The organism is Parasaccharibacter sp. TMW2.1890 (genome assembly GCF_023337645.1).
Taxonomy (GTDB): Bacteria; Pseudomonadota; Alphaproteobacteria; order Acetobacterales; family Acetobacteraceae; genus Bombella; species Bombella apis.
Window position 1 is genome coordinate 1 of the sequence record NZ_NWUV01000001.1, and the last position, 25,696, is coordinate 25,696.

Below are 25,696 nucleotides of genomic sequence, written 5' to 3' on the forward strand. Positions count from 1 at the left end.
GTCAGGGACCCGTTGCCCGTATTGGTGACAGCACCATCCGTTTTGTTGCCCCCGGCGAGGGTCATGACGCCGCTGTTTGTTGCGGAGGCCTGAGACCCGCCCGTGGCGCTGAAGGTGGCATTGGCAGCGTTTGTGACATTGCCCGCCCGGCTGCTGCTGAGAGTTGCTGCACCATTGTTGGTGATGTCAGCCAGCGTGGCGCCATTGGAGACGTTCAGCGTCTTGTTGTTGATGGTGGTGTTCTTGACCTGCGCATTGGGTCCTGAGACCTGGGCATACTGGTCGTTGACCAGCCTTCCGGCGATGGCCCCTGTCAGGTCCAGCCCGGCCCCTGCGGCACTGGTCACATGGGTGTCGCCGATATAGCGGTTCTGGCCGCTGAGGGTTTCTGTTCCGCCAGCGATGGTCAGGCCCCCCTTGCCGGAGAGGGAGCCGGCATAGCCGTCTTGTGCGTTTGTGAGGGTGAGCGTGTCATTGAGGGCGCCGGTGCTGTTTGTGCCGGAGAGAGTTCCGACCGTGGCCCCGCCATCCCCGATGGTGAACTGGCCCCCAGTGGCGGCAAGCTTGCCGGAGACATTGGTTCCCCTGTCGAGCAGCAGCGTCCCGGCTGTCGTGACATTGCTCAGCTGGGCATTGTGGGCCTCCAGCGATCCGGTGCTGGTGTTCGTGACCGTTCCGGTGACGGCTGAACCATCCTGGAGGGCGGAGTGGCCGTTGTTGACAAGTGCCCCGGAAAGGGAGCCTGTCAGGGTCAGGTCACCACTCTGCCCGACGGTTGTGTCGCCGGTATAGGCCTGATGGTTCGTGAGGGTTTCTTTCCCCCCGTCAAGGGCCAGCCCGCCCTTGCCGGAGAGGATACCGTTATAGGTGTCATTGGCATTGGTGAGATGCAGGGCACCATCCAGCGTGCCGTTGCCGTTTCCTGCGAGAGAACCGACAGAGGCGTTTTTGTCCGTGACGGTCAGACTCTGACCATTATGGGTAAGGGTACCGTCGATGGTGCTGTTGTCGAGCGTCAGGGACCCGTTGCCAGTATTGGTGACATCTCTTGAAACTGTACTGAAGGCCCCCAGTGTCATGGAGCCCTGGTTGTCGGCAGAGCTGATCGTTCCGCTGTTCTGGAGGGTGAAGCTGGCTCCAGCAGCATTGATGACATGGCCAGCGGTAGTTCCGCTATCCAGCGTGGCTGTTCCGGCGTTGTTACTGACATCACCCAGCCTTGAGTTGTAGGTGGTGAGTGTGCCGGAATTCGTGGTCTGCCCGTTTACCGTGGTGTGGTCGAGTTTCATCGTGCCCGCATTGTCGGCGGAAGCGAGACTGTTGTTGACTGTCGTGCCGTCGGAATGCTGGCTCTGCTGGGTTGTGAAGGTGGCTCCCTTGGCGTTGGTGATGGCCCCTGCCGTCGTGCCGGTGAGGACCGTCTCCCCGGCATGGTTGTCAATGTCCTTGGTCTGGCTTTCATTCAGCGTGGTGGTGCCATCATTGTTGATGACCTTGCCCAGAATGGCATTCTGCGACGTGAAAAGGTGTGTATTGGTCGTCGTCCCGCCGATGCTGACTTGGCCTGCGGTGTTGGTATTGGGGTTGACGTAGGTATCACCCTCGTTTCTGAGGTTCCCGGTGATGCTGCCTTTCAGGGTGAAGGAGCTGTTCTGGCCGATATGGGTTTCACCTGTATAGGTGTTGTGGCCATTGAGATACTCACCCGTGCTCTGGATGTCGTTTTTGCCGCCCCCGAGGATGGTCAGGCCACCCGTGCCGGTGATGGTACCGTTATAGCCATCATGCCCACCGGTGAGTGTCAGGGTGTCATTGAGCGTGATTTTGGCGTCACTGTTCGTGCCTGCAAGCGATTCAGCACTGGCGCCGCCTTGACCGATGGTAATCTGGCCACCATCAGAAGCAAGGGTGTGGGCAATGGTTGTTCCCTGGTCGAGCAGCAGCGTCCCGGCCGTACTGGTATTTGTGGCAGCCCCCAAGGCAGCACCATGTGCTTCCAGAGAGCCCTGATTGGTGTTTGTGACCACTCCGTTGACAGCGGAACCGTTCTGGAGAGTGGAGTGGCCGCCATTGACAAGTGCCCCGGCAAGGGAGCCTGTCAGGGTCAGGTCACCACTCTGCCCGACGGTTGTGTCGCCGGTATAGGCCTGATGGTTCGTGAGGGTTTCTTTCCCCCCGTCAAGAGCCAGCCCGCCCTTGCCGGAGAGGATACCGTTGTAGGTTTCATTGGCATTGGTGAGATGCAGGGCACCATCCAGCGTGCCGTTGCCGTTTCCTGCGAGAGAACCGACAGAGGCGTTTTTGTCCGTGACGGTCAGACTCTGGCCATTATGGGTAAGGGTACCGTCGATGGTGCTGTTGTCGAGCGTCAGGGACCCGTTGCCAGTATTGGTGACATCTCTTGAAACTGTACTGAAGGCCCCCAGTGTCATGGAGCCCTGGTTGTCGGCAGAGCTGATCGTTCCGCTGTTCTGGAGGGTGAAGCTGGCTCCAGCAGCATTGATGACATGCCCGGCAGTGCTGTTGCCATCCAGCGTGGCTGTTCCGGCGTTGTTGCTGATGTCACCCAGTTTTGAGGCAGAGGTGGTGAGTGTGTCGGAATTCGTAGTCTGCCCGTTTACCGTGGTGCGGTCGAGTGTTGTTGTGCCGGCCTCGTTGGTAAGGTCCTGCGTGGTGCTCTGATGCAGGGTTGTGGTGCCACTCTTGTTGATGACATTGCCCAGGATGGCACTCTGTGCGGTGAGCTGGTTCGTGTTGGTTGTTTTCCCGCCGACACTGGCCTTGCCTGCCGTTGCTGTGTTGGGGTTGATGTAGGTCTGCCCATCGTTGTTGAGGTCCCCGGCGATGCTTCCCTGCAGGGTGAGGTTGGCATTGGGGCCGACATGGGTTTTCCCGGCATAGGTGTTCTGGCCGTTGAGATATTCGCCACTTCCCCCGGTGATGTTCAGGCCACCATTGCCGGCGAGGGTGCCGTTATAGCCGTCATGACCATTGGTGATGGTCAGGGTGTCATTGAGGGTACCCGTGCTTTTACTGCTGCCAGAGAGAGAGCCGACACTGGCCCCACCTTCACCAATGGTGAACTGGCCATCAGAAGCAGCCAGCGTGCCAGAGGCGGTTGTCCCCTTGTCGAGCAGGATCTGCCCGGCCGTACTGCCGTTGGTGATGTCCGCCAGTTTTGCGTCATGTGCCGTCAGCGTGCCGCCATGGTCGTTCGTTACTGTCTTCGTTATCTCGGCACCGTTCTGGAGAACGGACGTGCCGTTATTGAACAGCTGGCTGTCGAGCTTTCCGCCATCCAGGGTCAGGCCTGCCTGCTGGGCGACGACCGTATCACCTGTGTAGGTATTCTGCCCGGTGAGTGTTTTTTCCCCGGCAAGGATTTTCAGGCCGCCGGTTCCAGAGATGACACCATCATAGCTGTGCTGTGAATCAGCCTGCGTCAGGGACAGGGAGTGGTCACCAAGAGCCACATCACCGCCACCCCGGATGTCGGTCAGATTCTGGTCATTGGCGGACTGGCTGATGTCCAGCTTTGCCCCCTTGTTGACATCAACAAAGGAGGAGTTGGTAATGGTACCCTGGCCAGCGAGGGCAAGGGTACCGTTGTTGACGGTCGTGGAGCCGGTGTAGCTGTTGTTGCCTGTCAGTGTCTGGGTGCCCGTTCCCGTTTTGACAACGGATCCCTTGTGGTTGCCAGCATCCCATATGATGGCGGAAAGAGTGTCGTCCTTGTTGAGGGCACCGACTGTCAGTGTCTGGTCGCCCAGAGACACGTTGCCATTGCCGGACAGGGAGCCGATGGACACACCATTGGTCGCTTTCGTGATATCAACAGTGGCCCCATCGCTGTTGTTCTGGACTGTGGCCTGGTCTGCTGTTGCATTGTCCGCAAAGAACACATGCCCGGCATTGCTGATGGTGGATTGAGAGGCCGAGCTGTCGTTCCTGAAGGTGACGCTGGCGTTGTTCGTGTTCGTGATGTTGGCCGTGTCGGCAACGCTCCTGTTGTTGAAATACAGGGCGCTGTTGTCATTGATGACGACATTGCGGTTGCCCATGGAGGCAGATTTGTCCTGCCCGCCATTCATGTTGACGATGGCCCCTGCCGTGATGTTCAGGTCGCCACCTTTTGTTGTGCTGTCAGAGGTGCCAAATGGGGTTTTGTCATTGGCATTGACAACGACATTGGACCCACCAATACCCCAGTTGCCCTGGATGTCCGTCCTGCCCAGATAGGTGTTGTCGGCATTGAGGTTGAGCACCGGCACAGTGCCGCTCTGGGGGCCGCCAGCATTCTGCAGGGCCGTGCTGAGCCCGGAATTGTCCGTGGTGCTCCTGATGGCTATGTTGGCCCCCCGGGGACCAACGATGGAGCCATTGTTGTCGTAAGTATGACCATTGAGGTCAATGGTGGCGCCGTTATATCCCAGAACAGTATTGCGGTTGGCGTTGGTGGCGAGGTCCTGGCCGATCCGCAGCGTCCCCCCGCTGATGCCCAGAGTGCCGTTCTGGGCGCCCAGGCTGGCATCGGAGGTGATTTCCAGCACACCATTGGTGATGACGGTTCCGCCATTGTAGCTGTTGTTGCCGTCCAGAACGAGCGTACCCGTATCCGTCTTTACGAGGGTCGTCGGGTTGCTGGGATCATCCTTGATGGGTGTCTTGATGATGGCAAGGTTGGTGTCACCATAGCCTGAACCATCCCCCACACGGATTGTGGAGACAAGTCCTGACTTGTTGACCAGGGTACCGTTGTTCTGCTCGTACTGCTTGATGTCAGCATCAGTCTGGGTGCCAGACTGGCCTGTGCTGTCGGTGATGTAGAAATACCGGTTGAGCTTGTCCGGGTGCTCCTTGTCCGTATAGCGGTTGCCATACAGTGTGATGGAGCTGTTTCCATCCTTGGGGATGACGGAATAGGAGGACGGGCGGGCATTCTGGCTGAACTGCATGCCAGCCACATCGACATTGCCATCCACCGTCACGTTCTGGGCAGCGTTTTTGCTCTGTTGGATGGCATCATCGGAAGGCTGGCCAAAAATGGCGTATTCCTTGCCCTGCCAGGCGGAACTCTGGCTGCCGTTGGCCGTGGTCCAGTTGGTGGCGCTGTTTGCCCCCTGGGACCAAGTACCATCGCCTGCCCGTATCTGGCCATCAGCAGTTGTCTTGCTGCCATTCCAGAACGCCAGATTGTCCCCGGCATTGGCCGTGACCAGATTGACCTGATGGTTGCCTGTCTGAAGGTAGCTCGTACCCTTGGTGTCTGGTGACAGGAAGGGCTTGCCAGTCTCATCTCCCGTGAACTGATATACATTCAGGGTTGGATTGCTGGTTGTCAGCTGCTTTGCGTAGCGGAAGAGAGTCTGGACACCGGAGCCCTGCTGTGAGGAGAGGTCAACCGCATTGACTGTTCCGCCCAGATCCAGGTTGCCACCGACAGAGATGGATCCATTGGAAAGTCTGCTGGAGCCATTGTCCTGGAGACCGCTGAAATCGGATGTGCCCCGGGTTGTGAGATCATTGCCGATGGACAGGGTCTGCCGGTAGGCAGCAGGCGTGCCGGGGTTGATGCTCCCACCCTGTTCGATTGTTGTCGTGCTGCCTGAGGAACCGATGGTGCCCGTGCCATCCAGCTTGCCACCGTTGCTGACAGTGACCTGCGGCGTACCGATGACAGCACCGTACACATGCAGCGAGCTGCCATTGTTGACGGTCGTGCTGCCTGTGTAGTCGAACTGCTTGCTGCCATACATGTCAACGATACTGGCATTGGTGACGAGGCTGGTATTGCCGGTGATGGTGCCGTTGAAGCCCTGTTTCTGACCCGAAACATTTAGGGTTGCTCCATCCCCCTTGAAGGTCGCTCCATTTGTATCATTGGAGCCACTGTTGGTGATGTTGAGCGTGTTGCTGCCCAGATTGACGACAGCGCCATTGTTGCCCCACATGATGGACTGGACATCAACCGGGTGTGAGGCCTGCGAAATGTCAAAGGTTGAAGGGCCGGAAACATCCCGGTTGTTCAGCTGGACACGGGTGTTGGCGAGGTTGCCATTGCCCGTCAGGGCAAGGGTGGCCCCGTTGTTGATGCTGGTATCACCGCTGTAGGTCTGGGCATTTGTCAAGGTCTTGGACCCGCCGTCAACGGTCAGGCCGCCCGTCCCGGAGATGACGCCGTCATAGGGGCTGCCAGCCTTGGCTGATGAGAGGGTGAGTCCGTTCTGGCCGAGAGTGACATTGCCTGCACCGGACAGGTCCTGCACCGTGACGTTGGAGCTGCTCCCGCTGATGTCGAACGTGGTGTTCTTGCCCACGGTGACACCGCTGGAATTGGCGATGCTGCCATTGCCGGAGAGAGCCAGCGTCCCCTGCGTGATGTCTGTTGCCCCGGTATAGCTGTTGGCGGCGGAAAGGACAGTCGTCCCCGCACCAGCCTGCTCTACGGAGAGGGGGGTGTTTCCTTTACCATCCGTAATGGTGTCTGTGACTGTATCAGTCTCTCCAGCAGCAGGGGAAAAGGTGCGGACAGTACCGCCTTGCTGGGACTGTGCCGTATCATCCGAACGTGCAGGTGTGCTGATGATGGAGAAGGACGATACGCTTGCCAGAAGCAGCGCAATCCTGGCCGATACCTTCATGGAAGAAGATGCCTTCCGCCCATAGGCTGGCACCTGTTCTGAGGGGGCCAGTGTGACAGATGTCGTTTTCCCGTACGAAAAGTTGAGGTCTGTCATTGTGATCGCACCTTCCTGTAGATGTTGCACACGCTGCTCTGTCCGTCTGATGAGATGTACGGACGGGACGTACAGATCATGACTGAAGTAGACTGGGTTTACTCTTACTTAAGGAACACTTTAAAGAAATTCAAGATACATTTTTGTTAAATCAAAACAACTTGTTGGGATAAGTAATTTTATTGTGTCTGCAATATGTGGTTGTAGTGAAGAAGTTTTTGTAAAATTAGCATTGAAGAGAATATATACATCGCTAATTAAAAATTTTATTTGATATTTATCCTTCATAAAGTCTGCATGAATGGTTTTCAATGGATATTTTTCGTTATTTGTAAGGCGTATCGAGCAGAGCGACCCGGCACTCGGCCTCATGGGTTCTTTTGTGCGTTTTTTTCACGGAGACTCCATCATTCTACAGAGATAGGATTCTGATACCAGCAAGAAGGCAGTCAGAGACCATGTCGACTGCAGGTCGTGATGTAGGTGGAATATTTGTCTTTTTCATGGCTTTCCTGAGCCATGTGTTGGAAAATTGGCCTTGTGTCGGGGAGAGCCGAATGGAGGCCGGGGCATGTTGGTGCTTGCAGGCGTCTCGGGCAGGGGGTCAGGGCAAGCTGGTCTGCAACCAGGCTTCTTCGGCTTTGTTCAGGGGGCTGTTGCGGCGGACAGCGAGTGAAATGGTGATGCGGATGGTCGGGTCCTGCAACGGGCAGCAGTACAGCCCGTCATTCTGGGCCGGATTGTGGAAGGCCGCCGGAATGATGGTGACGCCGACACCCGCCTGAACCATGGTCAGCAGGAGGGTTGTGTCACCCGTGCGCCCGGTGACATGGGGTGCGGCCCCGTGACTGGCAAAGGCTTCCGAGATGAAACGGTTTATCTTGAAGTTCTCATTCATGAGGACGATCTTCTCATCCAGAATGTCCGTGAAGGAGCAGCTCTCCCGGCCTGCGAGCCGGTGTGAGTCGGCCATCAGCAGGCAGAGTTCTGCCTCTGCAAAGGGGATGGTGCGTAGCTGCCTGTTCTGGACAGGCCCTATGAGGGCGGCGATGTTCGTGTGATGGCCGAGAAGCTGGGCCACCAGCCTGTCGGAGGGATGTTCCTCGATGTTCAGCACGACATCGGGATAGAGGCTGCAGAACTGCCGGATGATGGGACGGAAATAGATCGCCCCCAATATGGGTGGGAGTGCCAGATGGACCGTCCCCTTCAGGGGGCCTGAATCATCCGCCATCGCCCGGTGAAGATTCTGTTCGGCCTCAAGCAGACGTTCAGCATGAAGAAAGAAGGTCTTGCCCTTTTCCGTCAGGGTGATGGTCTTGTGGGACCGCTCGAAAAGGCGGACGTCCAGTTTGTTTTCCAGAGAGCGTATGCCCATGCTCAGGGAAGGCTGGCTGATGTGCAGCTGGTCACTCGCACGGCTGAAGCTGCCCTGTGTGGCAACGGCCATGAAGTAGTGGAGTTCCCGGAGGGTCAGTTGGGGGTATGGCATAGGGGAAAGGCTATAGTCTGTATAGAAATATAATATTATCATATTGAAGATGGGCTGGATAGGCTTTCCTCAGAGGTACGGACTGACGTGCCAATGATGAAAAGGAACGTACGATGGCAAAGGTTGTCGATTATCTTCTGGACCAGCTCTCCCGGCTGGGTGTGGAGCATGTCTTCGGTGTCCCGGGTGACTATGCCTTCCCGATCAATGACGCCATCACGGCCAGGGCGGACATGCGCTGGATTGGTTGCTCCAATGAACTGAATGCCGCCTATGCGGCCGATGGCTACGCCCGCATACGGGGGATTGCGGCCCTGAACACGACCTATGGCGTTGGCGAGCTGAGTGCCATGAACGGCGTTGCCGGGGCATATGCGGAGCATCTGCCGGTCATCCATCTGGTTGGCCTGCCCAAGCGGGCCGTGCTGGATGAAAAGCGGCTTGTGCATCATACCCTGGGCAACGGGCAGACCACGGCCTTTTATGATGCTGCCGGTCATGTCGTCTGTGCCCGTACCATTCTGGATGGCCAGAACTGCGTGCAGGAGCTGGAACGTGTTCTGGCCACGCTGCGCCGGGAGCGGCGGCCGGTCTATATTGGCATCCCGTTCGATGCAGCTCATGATGATGTGGTCATGCCTGATGGTGACATGGCCCTTCCGGAAGTGCGGAGCGGGAAACAGGCCGCCATCGTGGCACGGCGCATCATGGCCGAGCTGGAGCGCAGCACGTCTCCCTGTGTCCTGCCGGGTATCCTGACGGCCCGGTTTGGCTGCCGGGAGGCGATGAGACGGTTCCTCAGCCGGTCCGGTCTGCCCCATGCCACCATGTTCATGGACAAGGGCGTGGTGGATGAACAGGCTGAAGGGTTTGTGGGGATGTATGGCGGGCATCTCGTGCAGGAAGATGTCGCCGACTTTGTGGAGCAGGCCGATCTCGTCCTGACGCTGGGTGCTGAAATGACGGATTTCAACACCGGGCTTTTCACCCAGAAGCTGGACCCGGAACGCATCATCAGTGTCATGGCGCATGAGGTGCGCTTTGGTGATGGTGCCGTTCATGCTGTCGATCTGGCTGATGTGATCGAAGCCTTGGCCGATCTGGCCGATACCGTATCCTGCCCCGCCGGTCCCGGCTATCTGGGGATGGAACTGCCCCCTCGGCAGGCTGACGAAGGGGATGCTGGGGTGATCAGAACCCATACCTTCTATGCCGCCATACGGGATCATCTCCGGGCTGGGGATATCGTCGTGAGTGAGACGGGGACGGTCGCCATGGGCATGGGCTTTATCCGTCTGCCTGAAGGGGTCGACTATGAGGAGCAGAGCTTGTGGGGGTCCATCGGCTGGGCCACGCCGGCGGCGTTCGGCATGGCCATCGCAGCCCCTCACAAGCGGATCATCCTGCTGACCGGTGAAGGGTCACATCAGCTGACGGTACAGGCTCTCGGTGAGTTTGCCCGTTTTGACTGTCATCCGCTCATCCTTGTCCTGAACAATGATGGCTATCTGATCGAGCGTCTGCTCTGTGATGACGGGGAACGTTATTACAATGACATTGCCAGCTGGGATTACACGGCTCTGGCCCGTGGGTTTGGCGGCAAGGACTGGCAGTGCGAGCGCATCAGCACACCCAAGGCTCTGCGTCAGGCTCTGGATGCTGTCAGGCCGGGGCAGGGTACCTATCTGGAGGTCGCCGCACCCCGTTATGATGCTCCCGTCATGGCCGAGGCTCTGGGCGAGATGCAGTAAGGTCTCGTTCTGAAACCGGGTGGGCAGGCGCACTCCGTGTCTGCCCACCAAGGGGAAGAATGGTACGTCAGGATGATGTCCAAGAGATGCCTGTCAGGCCAGATTGTTCAGAGTTTTCATGAAATGTCTGGCGTCCCGTACGGGATTCGAACCCGTGTTGCCGCCGTGAGAGGGCGGTGTCCTAGGCCTCTAGACGAACGGGACTAAAGGCGTGAGCCCTCTCTAGAGGGAACGGCGGGGAAGTGCAAGAGGGAAAGATACCTTTTGTAAAAAAAGGTTTTCCAACCAGTCCCGAAAGGGGGGGAAGCCGCCTAGAGGCGGCTTCCCCGGATGGGGCGGTGCCGTTACTGGTCAGCCGCCAGGATGGGGCCGAGCGGGCGCCCACCCAGAAGATGGACGTGGAAGTGCGGCACTTCCTGTCCACTGTCACGACCCACATTGCTGATGAGGCGGAACCCGCTGGGGATGAGGGACTGCTCGGCGGAAATTTTGTCCACCAGTTTCCAGAAATCCAGAATCTCTTCATTGCTGGCACGGGAGATGAAGTCGTGCAGGTCCGTGTAGGCGCCACGGGGGATCACCAGAACATGGATCGGGGCGAGGGGAGAGATGTCGTAGAAAGCGAAAGAATGTTTGCTGTCGCAGACACGTTCAGCGGGAATCTCTCCCCGCAGTATCTTGGCGAAGACATTGTTGGGATCGTAAGCGGGGGTAGCGGTCGGCATAAGATGGGTTCCTCCTCTTCCTCCATGATTGGGGAGTGAGGTGGGGGGAAGTCAAGGGAGGGGGAGGCAACCCACCTATGAGCCGTGCCTTCAGAAGGCCGGTTTCGGCCGGGAGGCTTTTTCCTCGATGCCGCTCGTGCCTTCACGGCGTTCCAGCTCGGCCCAGACATCCGCCGGATCAATGCCCGCATCAACCCACATCACGATCAGATGATAGAGGACATCCGCACTTTCGCTGATGAGGCCCTGCCTGTCGCCCTTGATGGCCTCAATGACACATTCGACGGCTTCTTCGCCAAATTTCTGGGCAATCTTGCTCCGCCCCCGAGCCATGAGACGGGCCGAATGGCTGACGGATGGTGAGGCTCCCTTGCGGGCCAGAACCGTATGGTAAAGTCGTTCCAGAACCTCTTTGCGGCCTGTCTCACGGGAGGGGGTATTATTCTGGGCCATATGTTTCCTGTCCTTTGTCATGCCAGTCCCTAGCGGCCCAGCCTGACGGGCAGCCGGGCATCGTGCAGGGCCTGTTTGACCTCACCGATCCTGAACTGGCCGAAATGGAACACGCTGGCGGCCAGCAGACCGCTGGCACCCGCCCGGGCTCCTTCCACGAAATGGGCCAGTTCCCCCACACCACCGGAGGCGATGACGGGAACGGAAACACGTTTGCAGATGGTTTCCAGCAGATCAAGGTCAAAGCCGGACCGTGTACCGTCACGGTCCATGCTGGTGAGCAGGATTTCTCCGGCTCCCCGTGTGGCCATCTGCTCGGCCCAGGCGACGGCATCCAGTCCGGTTGGTTCCCGTCCGCCCTTGGCGTAGACCTCCCATCCGCCATGGCCATCGGAGCGGGCATCTATCGCCACGACGATGCACTGGCTGCCAAACCGTTCCGCTGCTTCATTGATGAGCTCTGGCGTGCGGATGGCGGCGGAGTTGATGGCACACTTGTCGGCACCGCTCAGCAGAAGTCTGCGGATGTCCGCACAGCGTCGCACGCCACCACCAACGGTGAGGGGCAGGCGGACTTCGGCGGCGGTACGTTCGACAACGTCAAGAATGGTGTCCCGATTGTCCGAGCTGGCCGTGATGTCCAGAAAGGTCAGCTCGTCCGCTCCGGCGGCATCATAGAGGCGGGCCTGTTCCACCGGGTCTCCGGCGTCCCGCAGGGAGACGAAATTGACCCCTTTGACGACCCGCCCGTCATGGACGTCGAGACAGGGGATGACACGTAGCTTCAGCATGATCCCTCCAGTACGGACAGGGCTTCCGGCAGATTGATGCGGCCATCATACAGGGCGCGCCCCACGATCACGCCGGTGATGCCGGGCGTTTCATCGGCCGCCTGTCGCAGGGCCCGGAGATGGTCCAGCGTGCCCACGCCGCCGCTGGCGATGACGGGGATGGAGACATGGCGGGCCAGCTCGACCGTCTGATCAATGTCCAGACCTTCCAGCATGCCGTCCCGGGTGATCTCGGTGAAGATGATTCCGGCGACGCCTGCCTCTTCCATCCGGCGGGCGAGGTCGGTGGTGGTCAGCTCGGAGACTTCGGCCCAGCCTTCGGTGGCAACACGGCCCTGCCGGGCGTCGATCCCGGCGATCACGCGGCCCGGCCAGGCACGGGCGGCCTGCCGGACAAGGCCGGGGTCTTTCACGGCGGCAGAACCAAGGATGACCCGGCTGACACCGGCTTCCAGCCAGCGTTCAATGGCTTTCATGTCCCGCAGCCCTCCGCCGAGCTGGACAGGAAGAGATGTGGTGGCGATGATGTCCTCCACAGCCTTCACATTGGCCGACCGGCCCGCAAAGGCGCCGTCCAGATCGACAATGTGGAGGTGGCGGCACCCGGCCTGTTCGAACAGCTTGGCCTGGGCAGGAGGATTGTCGGAATAATGGGTGGCAGCATTCATGTCCCCCTGCCGCAGGCGGACACAGGCCCCGCCCTTGAGGTCGATGGCCGGGTAGAGGGTCAACGGTTTGCGGAGGGTTCCGCCCGGTGCGGGGCCATGGTGTGGCACGGAGAGCGGTGTGCCGGCAGGTTGCCACTGCATGGCTCTTTCTTCAGGGACGAGGAGTTTTGAGAAGAATAGTCCGCGCACTGTCCGGTCTCCGATTCGTGCAAAATAGGGGTGTGTGCCCCAGTGGGTGAAGTTGAATGAGGTGAGCAGTGTTATGGCGTCGTGCAGTGTTTCACGCACACGGCAGTCCAGTACCTTGGCGCCCCGGGTCAGTGCCCTGTTGATGATGGCCTCCATGAGGAGGGCGCCCAGACCTTTTCCCCGCTCGTAAGGAACGATGAAAAAGGCGGTGATGGTGGCGCTGGCACCGTATATTTCGGACCGGGACGTGGCATGAGCGAGAACAGCCGCCCCGCAGATGCTGCCATCCGGTGCCCGGACGATGAAGACGTCCCGGTCCGGTACCAGCAGGAGGCCCTCGAAGAAACGCCTCAGGACGGCACTTTCAGGGGGCGTGTGCCAGTCGAACACGCCCTCGGCCAGAATGGCGGCCACGGTGCTTTCCATCAGGCTTTCGAGGTCATCCTCGCTGATGGTGTGGCCCAGCCGTTCGGCCCGGTAACTGTCTGGAGGCTGGTTCCATGGCCGTCCCTGCATCAGCCAGGCTGCCATGTCAGGAAATTGCCCAGGATGGTCAGACCTACATCCTGGCTTTTTTCCACGTGGAACTGTGTGCCGCAGCGGTTGCCCCTGGCCACGATGGCCGGAATGGTCATGCCGTAATCCGCCGTGGCGATGGTTTCTTCTGCCCGGGCGTCCACCAGGGCATAGGAATGGACAAAATAGCCGTGATTTCCCGGCTCAAGCCCTTCTGTCAGCGGATGGGCACCGGGTGTGAAAGAGAGAGTGTTCCACCCCATGTGCGGCAGCCGGAATCCCTGTCGGGTACTGTCATCCATGGGAGCGATGTGGCCATCAATCCAGCCCAGCCCTTCCGTGCGGCCATGTTCCAGCCCGTACTGGGCCATGAGCTGCATCCCCACGCATATGCCGAGAAAGGGCGTGCCTTCTGCTGTTGCCTTTTCCAGCAGGGGGCGGAGAGCGCCCTCGTCCAGCCCTTTCGCACAGTCGGCAAAGGCACCCTGGCCAGGCAGGATGAGACGGTCGGCAGCAAGGATGTCAGCCTCGTTGCGGGAGATGGCGATGTCGGCTTCCAGCCCTCGCAGGGCTGCGGCCCTTCGTGCTGCCTGTGCAGCAGAAGCCAGGTTGCCGCCATTGTAGTCGATTACAACAACACGCATGAACACTCTCCATACTGCAAGCTGCCCGGTCCTGTTTCAGGCAGGTGGGGGAGACAAATCAAGGAAAAACCGTGAGGGAGCCTTACAGCACCCCTTTGGTGGATGGAATCTGCCCGGCGCTGCGGGGGTCGCGGGAGAGCGCCATGCGCAGGGCCCGGGCGAAGGATTTGAAGGCACTTTCGGCAATGTGGTGGGCATTGGTTCCGGCACGGCCATTCATGTGTACGGTGATGCGGGCGGACATGCAGAGAGCACGGAAAAACTCTTCCACCATTTCCGTGGCCATGGCGCCGATCATCTCACGGGGGAAGGTGATGTTCCAGGCCAGGAAGGGACGGCCTGAAATGTCCACAACCGCTTCACAGAGCGCTTCATCCAGAGGGACAAGGGCAGAGCCGAAACGTTCGATGCCCCGCTTGTCGCCGATGGCCTTGTGGAGGGCCTCTCCCAGCGTGATGCCCACATCCTCGATGGTGTGGTGGTCATCAATATGGAGGTCGCCTTTCACCTGTACGGTGAGGTCCAGCCCGCCATGCCGGGCCAGGGCATCCAGCATGTGGTCGAAGAAGCCGATGCCTGTCTGGATGCTGTTCTTCCCGTGTCCGTCAATGGCGAGGGAAAGGGCGATGTCGGTCTCGCCTGTCTGGCGATTCAATGTGGCGGTTCGTGATGTCTGAGTCGTCATGTCTTTCTGCTATACCAATATGGGCTGCTTTCCAAACTTGCTTATTGTGACGCTGTGGGTGAGACTGTCCAGTTAACAGACCATGACAAGATTTTCAGGAGAGCCGTCATCATGGCGCAGGCTTCATCCGTTTCCCCGCTTGATGTGTTGCTGGAGCGTTCCTCGACAGGCGATCTGGTCGCTCCGGCTCCGCAGGGAGAGGTGCTGGCCCGCATCCTCTCCGCCGGGCTGAGGGCTCCGGATCATGGGCATCTCTGCCCGTGGCGGTATGTGGTGATTGCTGGCGATGCCCGCCCGGCCTTTGCCGGACATGTTGTTGCCGCCGTGGCCCGGCAGGAGCCTGATGCCCCGGAGAAGAAGCGTGAGAAGCGGCGCAGGCGTTTTTCCGAGACGCCGATGGTCATTGCACTGGGGATGCATCTCCGGCCGGAGCACAAGGTTCCCGTCATGGAGCAGGAAATGGCTGTGGCCGCCGGGGCTATGAATGTCCTCAATGCCCTGCACATGGAAGGATTCGGAGGGGTATGGATCAGCGGGAGGTTCTGTGAGGACCGGTCCCTGCTCAGCCAGCTGGGGCTGGAGGCCCCGCACCGGCTTGCGGGGTTCCTGCTTGTCGGTACGCCAGAAAAGCCGGAACGGGCCCATGGCCGCCCGGATGTGGGTGATCATGTGGCTTTCTGGGATGGGCAGACACCTGTCACATTCGGTGCGGATGGCAGGCAACGCTGAGGACGGGGACGGGCTGCTTGCCGGGGCATGCCTGGTAGGTTAAAGCCGTGACCAGGGAGAACTGGGGGACAGGGGCTGCATCATGACACGACATGGTAATGATCATCAGGCAGAGGGGCCAGAGCAGAAGGGGGGGGCCGCCTGTGATGTGGTGATCGCTGGTGGTGGTCCTGCCGGTCTGGCGGCCGCCCTGTCTTTTGCCCGGGAAGGCTGGCAGGTGAGCGTGGTGGAAAAAGCTCCCTGCAGCGTGCTGGAGGCTCCGTCCTTCGATGGGCGGGAAATTGCCCTGACCCACCATACCGTGCATTGGCTGAAACAGCATGGCGTTTGGGACGAGATTCCGGCAGAGGCCATCTGCCCTCTTGATGTCGCCCGGGTAGAGAGTGGCAGTCTGGGCGGCCCTCCTCTCATTTTCCATGCGCCGGATGGGGGAGGGGCTGCCTCGTCCGATGCGGGGCCAGAAGGGGAACCGCTGGGCTTCCTGGTGGCCAATCATCTCATCCGTCGTGCCCTTCATCGTGTCGTGAGCCGGACAGAGGGCATCACCCTGCTCTGCCAGACAGGCGTGACAGGGTATCAGACCGGGCGGGATGCCGTGCAGGTCCGGCTGTCGGATGGGCGGGCCATGCAGGCCCGTCTTCTGGTCGGGGCGGATGGCCGCTTCTCCCAGATACGGGAGCTGGCCGGGATCGGGGCCATCGTGCATGATTTCGGCATGAGCATCCTTGTCTGCCGGATGCGGCACCTTACACCGCATGACAATACGGCCCTGCAATGGTTTGATGAACGCCAGACGATCGCCCTCCTGCCGGTCGCCCCGGATGGGGGTATGGGCGATATTTCGTCTCTGGTGCTGACCCTGCCGCCGGATGATATTGCCCGACTTCGTGTAGCGGCTCCGGATGATTTCAATGCCGAGATCACCCGTCGGACGGATGAACGGCTCGGCCTCCTGCGGGTGATGAGCGACCGTATCACCTACCCGCTCAAGGCCGTCTATGCCCATCGCTTTCAGGCTCCCCGTGTGGCCCTGATTGGTGATGCTGCCGTGGGTATGCACCCCATTACGGCACATGGTTTCAATTTCGGCATCCGGGGGCAGGAAACACTGGTGCAGGAGTTGAGCGCTGGACCTGGGGACCCGGGTGATGCGGCGTCGCTCCAGCGTTTTGAGCGGCGACATCGCAAGGCAACTTTCCCGCTCTTTACGGCGACCAATGCCATTGCTGTGGCCTACACCCGGGATGATGGACCATTCCCTCTGGCCCGCCGGGCCGGACTTATGCTGGCCAACCGTCTGGCCCCTTTCAAGAAGGCCGTGACGCGGATGTTGATGGACCCCGTGTGAGGTTCATGCCTGTTCAGGGGATCAGATTCCCTCTGTGGGAATGGTTTATTTTTAATTAACAAAATGGCTTGCCTGATATGGCTTTCCACGGTGATACTGGTCGTGGGAGTAATCCGGTGAAGGAAGCTGTCCCATATGACAATGTGGGATGAACGGATCGGGACAGCCCAGTGTATCTGATTGTCAGGTTCCAGAAGCTGGCAGTTGCGTCATGTGTGGAGTACAGGGTGAGTTGTGATGTATGACGTCCTTATTATTGGTGCGGGATTTGCTGGACTGACACTGGCCTATCAGCTCAGGAAAAAGTCCAGTGACCTGCGCATTGCCATTGTGCATGATTCTTCCTTTCCCCTCGATGACATATCAGACAAGGTCGGTGAGTCCTTCAATGAAATAGGGGCTGTTTATTTTGATCAGATGCTCGGGCTGAAGGAATTCATGAAGGAGCGTTACCCGCGGAAGCTGGGAATGCGTTTTTTCAAGATCAATGAATCATCCTATCAGGAAATGGGTTACAATAATTTCACTCCCAACCATGCCTTTCATTTCGAGCGTGGGAAGCTTGAGAATGATCTTTTTGACCTTGTCAAAGACAAGGTGGATTTTTACCTGAACCATAAATATCTTGATTTCGAAACGGTTGATGGTGAAAAGCACGTTCATGTTCTGGACAGGAATGATAAAAGTTCCAGAACGTTGAAAGCGCACTGGCTTGTTGATGCTGCCGGGCTGAAGAAGCTGCTGGCCCGTAAATTCGACCTCACACACAGGTTGCCACTCAACCATTCGTCTGTCTGGTTCCGGGTTGGGGGTGGTGTCAATGTGGATGATTTTCTGCCACTGACCAGCGACAACCCTTTCACGACGGAGAATCGGTCATGGAGCTCCATTCATCTGGAAGGTGTAGGATACTGGGTATGGATCCTGCGTCTTTCCGAGAACGTGACAAGTGTCGGCATCATTTTTGATGAAAACATGTACGAGTTCCAGGATCTCGCCACATGGGAGAAGACAAAGCTCTGGTTGAGAGACAATGTCCGGGTCCTGATGGATTATCTTGATGAGGAACAGTTTCCCATCATGGACTTCAGGATCTTGAGGCGGTTTGCTACCCAGTCCGATTATTGGGTGAGTGATGAGCGCTGGGCTCTGGTGGGGGATGCCTACGGAATATGGGACCCCTACTATTCCAATGGATTTGACCTGATTGGCATGCAGAATACGATCCTGACAGAGCTGATCCTCGCAGAACGTGCTGGCCAGGAGATCCATCAGCGCATCCAGGGGGCCAACCGGTTCATAAGCGATGTCATGAGGGGGTTTGCCGCCACCTTCACGGATTTCTACTCACGGAAAGACCGCTGGTACTACATCTGTTCAAAATATAACGTCGACATGGCCGTCTATTTCCCGATATTGGCCACCATCGTGCATAACTCCTTGGAGTCCATGTTTGTGGATGAAGACCCGGTATTCCGGGACAGGGTCCTGTTTTATCTTGAGGAGGGTGGAGGTATCTATTTTCAGCTGATCCAGCTCCTGGCGTCTGACGAGTTCAAGAACAATGGGGTGGACGGGTACGATTACATGCCGCTCAATGCGGATACATATCATGCCTTCGTCCCGGAAATGGATATCCCCTATCATGAGAAAGAGCGGGTATTTCCCATTCTGGAAAAGAACTGCAATCTGCTCTGGTGCGTTTTCCATTATCTGAAATCAGGCCGCAACTATATGGATTTCATAAAGAACGGGGCCTATTTTGCCATTACGGAACAGACGGACCCCGAGCGTTACAGGGATAACCCGGACCAGCTGGAAGCTGATCTGTTCCATTCTGCCTGAGGATATTACGGTCTGGCTGGGATGGCGTGGGCCTGGAGGAACCGCTCCAGTTCCACGTCTCCTGCTGTGGCCTTTATGCGGCATGAGCTGGCGATCTGGGGGACGGTTCTGTCCGTTTCCGGTGGAGAGACCAGCCTGACGGGCACTTCCAGGGAGCGGGCGAGCAGACGCATCCGGCCTGCATCATGGCGGCTGCCATAAAGACCATCCCCGATGATGGGTGTGCCCAGTGCGGCGCAATGGACACGGGCCTGGTGGGTCCGTCCTGTATGGAGGGTCAGCTCCAGCAGGCTGGATGTTCCGTCACTGGCCAGAACACACCATGACGTCCGGGCCAGACGGCCCTGGTCAGTCTGGGAAGGGTGTACTGTTTCGGGCATGGGGTCGGAGACCATTTTCCATCCCTGCCGGACTGAGGAAACACGTCGTAGCAGGGTTGTGAGGGTGCCCTGCTGTCTGGTGGGATGTCCTTCAACCAGTGCCCAGTACCGTTTGATGGTTTCATGTGTGGCAAAGGCCTTCTGTGCAGCAACAAGGGCTGATTTGCGTCGGGCTATGAGAAGGCACCCTGCCGTATCAGCATCCAGCCGGTGGACCAGCCACGGGCCGCCCCGCTTCTGGGGGAGCAGACGGCTCTCGACACTGTCCTGGACTTTGGGGCCGGGATGGGCGGCAAGTCCTGCCGGCTTGTTGATGACGACAAAATGACGGTCCTCCCAGAGGAGGGGCAGCTCCTTTCCGGGCTGGAAGAGGGGAGGGGGCGCCACGGGTCAGTCCTCGTCATCAGGATCGTGCCGGTCCAGCCCCAGAGAGGCCTTTGTTGCCAGAACATCCCGTTTTCCCACATGGTTGGCAGCGCTGATGATACCTTCTCTCTCCATCTGGTCGATGATGTTGGCAGCCCTGTTATAGCCTATGCGGAGATGGCGCTGCACGAAGCTGGTGGATGCCCTCTGGGCCCGGACGACAAGTTCCGTTGCCTGTTCATAAAGGGCACTGTCCTGATCTTCATCAGAACCTTTGCCGCCCCCTTTGCCGCTGGAGGATGCATCTTCCTCTTCCTGTTCGTCAGCCAGCACCTCGGTGTTGTAGACAGGAGAGCCTTTGGAGCGCAGGTCGGCCACCACGGCTTCGACCTCTTCATCACTGATGAACGGCCCATGCACACGGGTGATGCGGGCACCACCCTGCATGAAGAGCATGTCACCCCGGCCAAGAAGCTGTTCGGCCCCCTGCTCACCCAGAATGGTGCGGCTGTCGTATTTGTTGGTGACCTGGAAGGAAATGCGGGTTGGGAAGTTGGCCTTGATCGTTCCGGTGATCACATCAACAGAAGGACGCTGCGTGGCCATGATGACATGCACGCCAGCGGCACGGGCTTTCTGGGCCAGACGCAGCACGGAAGCTTCAATCTCTTTACCGGCCACCATCATCAGGTCGGCCATCTCATCAATGACGATGACGATGTAGGGGAGGTGTTCCAATGGCAGGCGATGTTCGTCAAAAACGGGGCGGCCCGTTTCCGGGTCGTAGCCTGTCTGGATGCGGCGGGTAGGTGTTTCACCGGAGGCTTTCAGGTGGCGTATCCGGTCATTGTAACTGCTGATATTCCGCACACCATGATCCGCCATCAGGCGATAACGGCGGTCCATTTCCTGTACGGCCCATTTCAGAGCACTGACAGCCTTGGGTGGTTCGGTCACCACCGGGGTCATCAGATGCGGGATGCCGTCATAGATGGACAGCTCCAGAATCTTCGGGTCGATCATGATGAGGCGGCAGTCTTCCGGGCTGAGCCGGTAGAGCAGCGAGAGGATCATGGCGTTGATCCCGACTGACTTGCCGGACCCGGTCGTTCCGGCCACGAGCAGATGCGGCATCCGTGCCAGATCGGCCATGATGGGCTCCCCGGCAATGTCCTTGCCAAGGGCCAGTGGCAGCTTGCTGCGGTTTTCTTTCCAGGCCGGTGAGAGCAGAAGCTCAGGGAAATAGACTGTCTCACGGGTCTTGTTGGGGACCTCAATCCCGATGACATTCCGGCCCGGCACTGTGGCGATGCGGACGCTCAGCACGGCAAGGGTGCGGGCGATGTCATCAGCCAGTCCGATCACCCGGGAGGAGCGCACGCCAGGGGCTGGCTCCAGTTCATAGAGTGTGACGACTGGCCCGGCCCGGTAATCGGTAATGGTTCCCTGTACGCCGTAATCATCCAGCACTTTTTCCAGCATCTGGGCATTGGCCTGGAGAGCCTCTTCGGAAGGACCAGTTTCGTTCTGGTCTGGCAGCGGGTTGAGCAGGCCAATGGAAGGTGGCAGCCAGGCGGAAGGGGCTGTCATGCCGGGCAGTGGTCCCGGAGCCATACCGGGTGGTGGCGGAACAGGGCGTGGTGGCATGACAGATGCCCCGCCCGGTTGCATGGAGCCTTCATGGGCCGGAGCCCCGTTCATGCCGACTGCATGATCCGTAGCTGCCTGCATGGTGGGAGCAGCATTGTAGGCTGTTTCTTCCACCATGCCGGAAGAGCCCGACCCGGCACCAGTCGCCGGGCTGGTGGCGGCCATGAAGCGCTTCAGGAAGCCGGGCTGCTGTGCCGGACCGGAAAGTTCCTGTGGCTGGATATCCAGGGGGGCGCCGGAGATGTCGTCATGGGTCTCTTCCGCATGGCGGCGCTGGACCGTGCTTGTCCGCCCGGGGTCGTGGCGGATATGGGCCAGCATACGGGCATAGGGATTGTCGGCTTCGTCTTCCGGCTGTGTGGCCTGAAGGGCGTCTTCTTCCTGGACAGGGACCGGGTCAGGCCGGGGAGGGGGTTGTGTCTGGGCGGAAGAGGGCTTCTGCCAGGGGGCCGCCCCCTGCTGCATGGGGGACCATGGCGTGGTGCCGGTGGGGGCTGGTGCTGTCCGCTCTGCCTGTCGGCTGAGGTTGCGCATGATGAAACCGGATGGAAGAGGGGCATTTCCCATGGCCGGGCGTCCATGGCGGATGGGACCGCCAGAGCCTGAAGGATAAGCGACATGCCGTTCTGTCTCGGGGGTTGCTCTGCGGGAGCGGAGCAGGGCCCTGACAGGGAGGCGCACCAGGGCGCTGAGGCCGCGGCCAACGGAGCGCCACTCCCGCCCCTGCAGCCCCATGGACAGGGGACAGAAGACGGCCAGTATGGCAAGGCTGATCAGGATGGAGAGAATGCCCCCCATGCTGCCAGTTTCACCCGAGACAAGATTCAACAGCTTCTGGGCAAAGAAAACGCCGGTTTCCCCTCCCAGCCCGCTGCTGGTGGGCCAGGCAATGCCCAGCCCGGGAACGGTCAGCTGTAACAGGCCGATCGTCATTGCGGCGGCCGGACAGAACAGTGCCGCAGCTACGAGGCGGAGCAGAGGCAGGCCAAGATGGTGATGGCGCAGGAGCTGCCACGTCCATGCCAGCAGGACGAGGACAGGGACAATGCCTGCCAGGCCGAGCAGCTGCATCAGCCCATCGGCAATGGTGGCTCCGAAACGTCCGAGCAGATTGGTCGGTTCAGTGCCTGTGGCGGTGTTGAAGGAGGGATCATGCGGATTGAAGCTGAAAAGGGAAGCCGCAATCGCCAGTGCCATGATGAGGAGAATGACAGCCAGTATTTCCATCATCCGTGCCGAGAGGATGCGGGAAAAGGGGGAGTCATGCCATGCGGGAATGTCCAGGGTGTCGTCCGCCATGTCATGCCCGGGAAATGGGTCAACGGTGCTGGCATGGCTGCGCCGTGAGGCAGGCAGGATGGCACGCAGCTTGGCGGGAAGGCGAAAGCGGGAAAGCACAGGGGCAGATCCTCTGGCGGGTCAGGAAGGCATGATCGGCCCGCAATATAGCCTGTCCGGACTGATTCTGGAAAGCGGAACCACCCGTTCGCCCGGATCAGGGCACAGGGCGGCTGCCTTTGACACTGCCATCATGGCGCCAGACATGCAGCGTGGCAGCGCCGAAACTGCGCTGTGCCAGCAGTTCTGGCGGGGGAGCCGCAAGGCTGGGCAGGAGATGGGCATGGAAGGGCTGGAAGGGCTCTCCAGGGTCCCGGCCATCATTCTGGAGGGGCGTGGTTTCCGTTTCTGCAACAATCAGGGCTCCGTCAGCCACCCAGCCTGCACGCCACAATGTGCGCAGGCCCTTCTGCACCAGCCCTTTGTGATAGGGAGGGTCGAGAAAAATGAGCGTATGAGGCTGAGGCGCCTTGGGGGGATGGGTTACGTCACAATGGCGCAGGCGGGCACGGTCCGCCATGCCGCAGCTGCGGAGATTGGCCTGGAGGGCGGCAATGCCGGGACGGCTTCCTTCCATGAAGGTGGCAAACCGTGCCCCACGGGAGAGGGCCTCCAGCCCCAGGGCACCCGTACCGGCGAAGGCATCCAGTACCAGCGCTTTTTCCAGCTCATCCCGGCCAAACCAGGGAGCATGCATGAGCATGTCAAAGAGGGTCTGCCGGGCGCGCTGGGCTGTCGGGCGGGTGGTCATCCCTGCGGGGACCTGAAGGCGACGGTTGCGGGCTGTACCGGCAATGATCCTCATGGTGTCAGGACCGTGTCCTGCCGGTCCTGCCGGACTTCAGGCCCGGAATCTGCTCCAGCAGGGTCTTGTGCGAGACCTCTTCCAGCTCATGGGGTTTGAGAGTGCCAAGGCTGAAGGGGCCGTAGGAGAGGCGGATGAGGCGGCTGACATGGAGGTTCATGCCCATCATGACCTTGCGGATTTCGCGGTTCTTGCCCTCCCGCAGGCTGACGGTCAGCCATGAATTGTCCCCTTTGGAGGAATCCAGCGTTGCCTCGATGGGACCATACTGCACACCATCCAGCACACAGCCTTTTGCAAGCTCTTTCAGCCGCCGTTCATCCACAAGACCGAAAACACGGACACGGTAACGGCGGATCCACTGGCGGGAGGGCAGTTCCAGCTCACGGGCCAGGCCGCCATCATTGGTCAGCAGCAGCAGTCCCTCGGAGTTCAGGTCCAGCCGTCCCACGCTGACAACACGGGGCATGGCGGCGGGCAGGGAGTCGAAAACCGTGCGGCGTTCTTCCGGGTCGTGATGGGTCGTGACCAGCCCGGCGGGCTTGTGATAGCGCCAGAGGCGGGTCCGCTGGGGTGGGTCCACGGGCTTGCCATCCACGCAGACAACATCACCCGGCTTGATGAAAGTGGCTGGATGGGTGACCGGGCTGCCACCAAGGGTGATGCGGCCTTCCCCTATCATCCGTTCGATGTCACGGCGGCTGGCCACCCCGCGGCGGGCCAGAGCCTTGGCAATGCGTTCACCACGCTGTGTTTCGGAGGAAGGGGATGCAACATCTTTCATAACCTGCGGACATACAGTGTCCGGCCTTTCCTTGGCAATCCATTTACGGCTCTATAAAGCAGTCAGGGAGGGATTTTGTGGTTGGTTTTCCAGTATCAGGGGTGCGTGTGCATGTCTTTTCCCGCCGTCATGACAACACAGCAGGCCATGCAGCAGGCCCTGGCCCTGGCGGATGAGGCTGCCCGCATGGGGGAGGTGCCTGTCGGGGCCGTAGTGCTGGATGGGCAGGGGCATGTTCTGGCCATGGCCCGCAACCATGTCGAGGATCATCACGATGCCAGCGCTCATGCCGAGCTGCTGGCCATGAGGCAGGCAGCACGCCATTGTGGCACGGCCCGGCTGGAAGGCTGCACGCTGGTCGTGACGCTGGAACCCTGCCCGATGTGTGCTGCGGCCATCACCCATTTCCGGCTCAGTCGCGTGATCTATGGCGCTTACGACCCCAAGGGGGGTGGGGTGGACCATGGGCCCCGTCTTTTTGCCCGGCCGGGCTGCCTGCACCGGCCCGGGGAGATCATCAGTGGTGTGCGGGAACGTGAGGCCGGAGCGCAGCTTCGGCGTTTCTTCCGGGTGCTGCGGCAGAGGGACTGATTACCCCAGCACGGCCCGGAGCAGCCCCGTCGTGATGATTCCGCAGAGCATGGTGGGCAGGAGGGAGAAACGTGTGGCGGCCAGAATGGTGGCGAGCAGTCCCAGAATGTCCGCCGGGCGGCCTGTGGCAAAGTCCGGGGCAATGACGGCTACCAGCACGCAGCCGGGCACGATGTCCATGATGGCCTGCATGCGGGGCGAGAGGCAGCGGCCTGCGAGCAGCAGATAGCCGCTGATGCGTGTCAGGTATGTCACCAGAGCCATGACGATAATGGCCAGCAGGGCAGGGAGATGGAGGATCATGCGCCCCTCACCACCAGCAGGGCCGTGATGATTCCGGCCAGCGTTCCGGCCGGGACATACCAGGCTCCGGGCAGCAGGTGATAGACCAGCACGGCAACGCCAAGGCTGACACACCATGGCAGGGCATTGCGGGCCCCTTTCCACATGCCCTTCAGCAGCATGATGAAGACGGCGGGAAAGGCCATGTCCACGCCATAGCGGGTCATGTCACCCAGCAGGTTGCCTGTATAGCCGCCCATGAAGGTGAAAATGAGCCAGCAGAAATACAGGCAGACCGTGATGCCGCCATAGAAGCCGGTGCTGAAGCGGCATCCCGGCCTGTCATGCAGGTCAGCCAGCGTGAGCGCCCAGACCTCGTCACACATGAAGAAGAGCAGCAGAAAGATCTTCCAGCGAGGCAGATGGCGCAGATGCGGGGCCAGCGTTGCCCCCATGAGAATGTGACGGCTGTTGATGAGGAAGGTCACCCCGGCCAGCAGCAGGATGGCAGGGGGAATGGACCAGAGGCCGACAGCGGCGAATTCTGACCCACCAGCAAAGTTGAGGCCTGTCAGCAGGGGAACTTCCACAATGGAGAACCCCTTCTGTACGGCTCTGCTGCCCAGAAGGAGGCCGAACGGCACGAAGGCGATGAGCAGCGGCAGGGATGTCTTCATGCCCCGGAGAAATTCCGGCCAGAATGTGCCCTGCCTGATGGGGGGGGATGTGGTCTGCATGGTGCCTGTTGTAAAATCATGCCGCCCTGTCAGCAAGAGCCTTGGGAAAGGGCCGGAGAGGGACATGGCTGGCCATGCCTTACATTTCTTTTATGTGGCACTTGCTTGCAGAGCGGCCTGCCCTGTTCCTATCTAGTAGGACAGTTCCAGTTGATAAGAGTTTAACATCTAGCGTCAGGAAATCTCTGCG

Annotated in this window: 19 protein-coding genes and 1 tRNA gene; 5 read left to right on the top strand and 15 right to left on the bottom strand. The window is 59.6% G+C overall.

The features are described from left to right. Both CPA54_RS00005 and CPA54_RS00010 read right to left on the bottom strand, forming a co-directional pair. Positions 1–6,641: autotransporter-associated beta strand repeat-containing protein (locus CPA54_RS00005; RefSeq protein WP_249085324.1), on the bottom strand; the 6,641-nt coding region annotated here is incomplete at its 3' end. 700 nt (positions 6,642–7,341) lie between these two features. Beyond that, positions 7,342–8,271, bottom strand: coding sequence for a LysR family transcriptional regulator (locus CPA54_RS00010; protein WP_349292448.1), 930 nt, complete (start codon positions 8,269–8,271; stop codon positions 7,342–7,344). 71 nt (positions 8,272–8,342) lie between these two features. Here CPA54_RS00010 and CPA54_RS00015 point away from each other — a divergent pair, with 71 nt between their 5' ends. Beyond that, the gene (locus CPA54_RS00015; protein ID WP_249085325.1) at positions 8,343–9,980 is read left to right on the top strand and encodes an alpha-keto acid decarboxylase family protein; all 1,638 of its coding nucleotides are present in this window, start codon (positions 8,343–8,345) and stop codon (positions 9,978–9,980) included. Positions 9,981–10,108: 128 nt separating this feature from the next. On the opposite strand, the gene CPA54_RS00020 is transcribed toward CPA54_RS00015, so the two are convergent. From CPA54_RS00020 to hisB, 7 genes are all read right to left on the bottom strand, one after another. Beyond that, positions 10,109–10,184: transfer RNA gene (locus CPA54_RS00020), tRNA-Glu, on the bottom strand. A gap of 140 nt (positions 10,185–10,324) precedes the next feature. Continuing rightward, positions 10,325–10,705, bottom strand: a complete 381-nt coding sequence (locus CPA54_RS00025; protein ID WP_249085326.1) for an HIT domain-containing protein — start codon at positions 10,703–10,705, stop codon at positions 10,325–10,327. A 90-nt stretch (positions 10,706–10,795) separates the two neighbouring features. Next, complete coding sequence (locus CPA54_RS00030; RefSeq protein WP_052349243.1) at positions 10,796–11,158, bottom strand: phosphoribosyl-ATP diphosphatase; 363 nt, start codon at positions 11,156–11,158, stop codon at positions 10,796–10,798. Between the two features lie 29 nt (positions 11,159–11,187). Continuing rightward, on the bottom strand, positions 11,188–11,949 hold the full coding sequence (gene hisF, locus CPA54_RS00035; protein ID WP_043562017.1) for an imidazole glycerol phosphate synthase subunit HisF: 762 nt from the start codon (positions 11,947–11,949) through the stop codon (positions 11,188–11,190). Beyond that, complete coding sequence (gene hisA, locus CPA54_RS00040; protein WP_227449767.1) at positions 11,943–13,337, bottom strand: 1-(5-phosphoribosyl)-5-[(5-phosphoribosylamino)methylideneamino]imidazole-4-carboxamide isomerase; 1,395 nt, start codon at positions 13,335–13,337, stop codon at positions 11,943–11,945. Before hisA ends, hisF begins: the two co-directional genes overlap by 7 nt. Beyond that, positions 13,322–13,966 (bottom strand): imidazole glycerol phosphate synthase subunit HisH, encoded by a 645-nt coding sequence (gene hisH, locus CPA54_RS00045; protein ID WP_043562021.1) that lies wholly within the window; start codon positions 13,964–13,966, stop codon positions 13,322–13,324. The genes hisA and hisH overlap by 16 nt, the downstream gene beginning before the upstream one ends. Positions 13,967–14,048: 82 nt before the next feature. Beyond that, complete coding sequence (gene hisB, locus CPA54_RS00050) at positions 14,049–14,651, bottom strand: imidazoleglycerol-phosphate dehydratase HisB (protein ID WP_043562024.1); 603 nt, start codon at positions 14,649–14,651, stop codon at positions 14,049–14,051. 111 nt (positions 14,652–14,762) lie between these two features. Here hisB and CPA54_RS00055 point away from each other — a divergent pair, with 111 nt between their 5' ends. The 3 genes from CPA54_RS00055 (at position 14,763) to CPA54_RS00065 (ending at position 18,573) form a co-directional block, all read left to right on the top strand. Then, on the top strand, positions 14,763–15,380 hold the full coding sequence (locus CPA54_RS00055; RefSeq protein WP_249080015.1) for a nitroreductase: 618 nt from the start codon (positions 14,763–14,765) through the stop codon (positions 15,378–15,380). An 82-nt stretch (positions 15,381–15,462) separates the two neighbouring features. Then, positions 15,463–16,728: a 5-demethoxyubiquinol-8 5-hydroxylase UbiM gene (gene ubiM, locus CPA54_RS00060; protein ID WP_103765786.1), complete on the top strand. Its 1,266-nt coding sequence runs from the start codon at positions 15,463–15,465 to the stop codon at positions 16,726–16,728. Between the two features lie 237 nt (positions 16,729–16,965). Next, positions 16,966–18,573, top strand: a complete 1,608-nt coding sequence (locus CPA54_RS00065) for an NAD(P)/FAD-dependent oxidoreductase (RefSeq protein ID WP_081562670.1) — start codon at positions 16,966–16,968, stop codon at positions 18,571–18,573. A gap of 5 nt (positions 18,574–18,578) precedes the next feature. Here the strand turns inward: CPA54_RS00065 and CPA54_RS00070 are convergent, their stop codons facing one another. The 4 genes from CPA54_RS00070 to CPA54_RS00085 form a co-directional block, all read right to left on the bottom strand. Then, complete coding sequence (locus CPA54_RS00070; protein ID WP_081562668.1) at positions 18,579–19,340, bottom strand: RluA family pseudouridine synthase; 762 nt, start codon at positions 19,338–19,340, stop codon at positions 18,579–18,581. Between the two features lie 3 nt (positions 19,341–19,343). Continuing rightward, complete coding sequence (locus CPA54_RS00075; protein ID WP_249085327.1) at positions 19,344–22,367, bottom strand: DNA translocase FtsK; 3,024 nt, start codon at positions 22,365–22,367, stop codon at positions 19,344–19,346. A gap of 97 nt (positions 22,368–22,464) precedes the next feature. Further along, positions 22,465–23,112 (bottom strand): RsmD family RNA methyltransferase, encoded by a 648-nt coding sequence (locus CPA54_RS00080; protein WP_043562032.1) that lies wholly within the window; start codon positions 23,110–23,112, stop codon positions 22,465–22,467. Between the two features lie 4 nt (positions 23,113–23,116). After that, complete coding sequence (locus tag CPA54_RS00085; RefSeq protein WP_249085328.1) at positions 23,117–23,896, bottom strand: pseudouridine synthase; 780 nt, start codon at positions 23,894–23,896, stop codon at positions 23,117–23,119. Positions 23,897–24,007: 111 nt separating this feature from the next. Here CPA54_RS00085 and CPA54_RS00090 point away from each other — a divergent pair, with 111 nt between their 5' ends. Then, a complete protein-coding gene (locus CPA54_RS00090; protein WP_227431393.1) occupies positions 24,008–24,487 on the top strand; it encodes a nucleoside deaminase in 480 nt (159 codons plus the stop codon). On the opposite strand, the gene CPA54_RS00095 is transcribed toward CPA54_RS00090, so the two are convergent. Continuing rightward, a complete protein-coding gene (locus CPA54_RS00095; protein ID WP_043562038.1) occupies positions 24,488–24,790 on the bottom strand; it encodes an AzlD family protein in 303 nt (100 codons plus the stop codon). Beyond that, on the bottom strand, positions 24,787–25,446 hold the full coding sequence (locus CPA54_RS00100) for an AzlC family ABC transporter permease (protein WP_249085329.1): 660 nt from the start codon (positions 25,444–25,446) through the stop codon (positions 24,787–24,789). Before CPA54_RS00100 ends, CPA54_RS00095 begins: the two co-directional genes overlap by 4 nt. Positions 25,447–25,696: the final 250 nt, after the last annotated feature.

Excerpts from the sequence above, each read along its gene's own strand:
- CPA54_RS00010 (WP_349292448.1), bottom strand. The coding sequence starts at position 8,271 with ATGATAATATTATATTTCTATACAGACTATAGCCTTTCCCCTATGCCA.
- CPA54_RS00015 (WP_249085325.1), top strand. The coding sequence starts at position 8,343 with ATGGCAAAGGTTGTCGATTATCTTCTGGACCAGCTCTCCCGGCTGGGT.
- CPA54_RS00025 (WP_249085326.1), bottom strand. The coding sequence starts at position 10,705 with ATGCCGACCGCTACCCCCGCTTACGATCCCAACAATGTCTTCGCCAAG.
- CPA54_RS00030 (WP_052349243.1), bottom strand. The coding sequence starts at position 11,158 with ATGGCCCAGAATAATACCCCCTCCCGTGAGACAGGCCGCAAAGAGGTT.
- hisF (WP_043562017.1), bottom strand. The coding sequence starts at position 11,949 with ATGCTGAAGCTACGTGTCATCCCCTGTCTCGACGTCCATGACGGGCGG.
- hisA (WP_227449767.1), bottom strand. The coding sequence starts at position 13,337 with ATGGCAGCCTGGCTGATGCAGGGACGGCCATGGAACCAGCCTCCAGAC.
- hisH (WP_043562021.1), bottom strand. The coding sequence starts at position 13,966 with ATGCGTGTTGTTGTAATCGACTACAATGGCGGCAACCTGGCTTCTGCT.
- hisB (WP_043562024.1), bottom strand. The coding sequence starts at position 14,651 with ATGACGACTCAGACATCACGAACCGCCACATTGAATCGCCAGACAGGC.
- CPA54_RS00055 (WP_249080015.1), top strand. The coding sequence starts at position 14,763 with ATGGCGCAGGCTTCATCCGTTTCCCCGCTTGATGTGTTGCTGGAGCGT.
- ubiM (WP_103765786.1), top strand. The coding sequence starts at position 15,463 with ATGACACGACATGGTAATGATCATCAGGCAGAGGGGCCAGAGCAGAAG.
- CPA54_RS00065 (WP_081562670.1), top strand. The coding sequence starts at position 16,966 with ATGTATGACGTCCTTATTATTGGTGCGGGATTTGCTGGACTGACACTG.
- CPA54_RS00080 (WP_043562032.1), bottom strand. The coding sequence starts at position 23,112 with ATGAGGATCATTGCCGGTACAGCCCGCAACCGTCGCCTTCAGGTCCCC.
- CPA54_RS00085 (WP_249085328.1), bottom strand. The coding sequence starts at position 23,896 with ATGAAAGATGTTGCATCCCCTTCCTCCGAAACACAGCGTGGTGAACGC.
- CPA54_RS00090 (WP_227431393.1), top strand. The coding sequence starts at position 24,008 with ATGTCTTTTCCCGCCGTCATGACAACACAGCAGGCCATGCAGCAGGCC.
- CPA54_RS00095 (WP_043562038.1), bottom strand. The coding sequence starts at position 24,790 with ATGATCCTCCATCTCCCTGCCCTGCTGGCCATTATCGTCATGGCTCTG.
- CPA54_RS00100 (WP_249085329.1), bottom strand. The coding sequence starts at position 25,446 with ATGAAGACATCCCTGCCGCTGCTCATCGCCTTCGTGCCGTTCGGCCTC.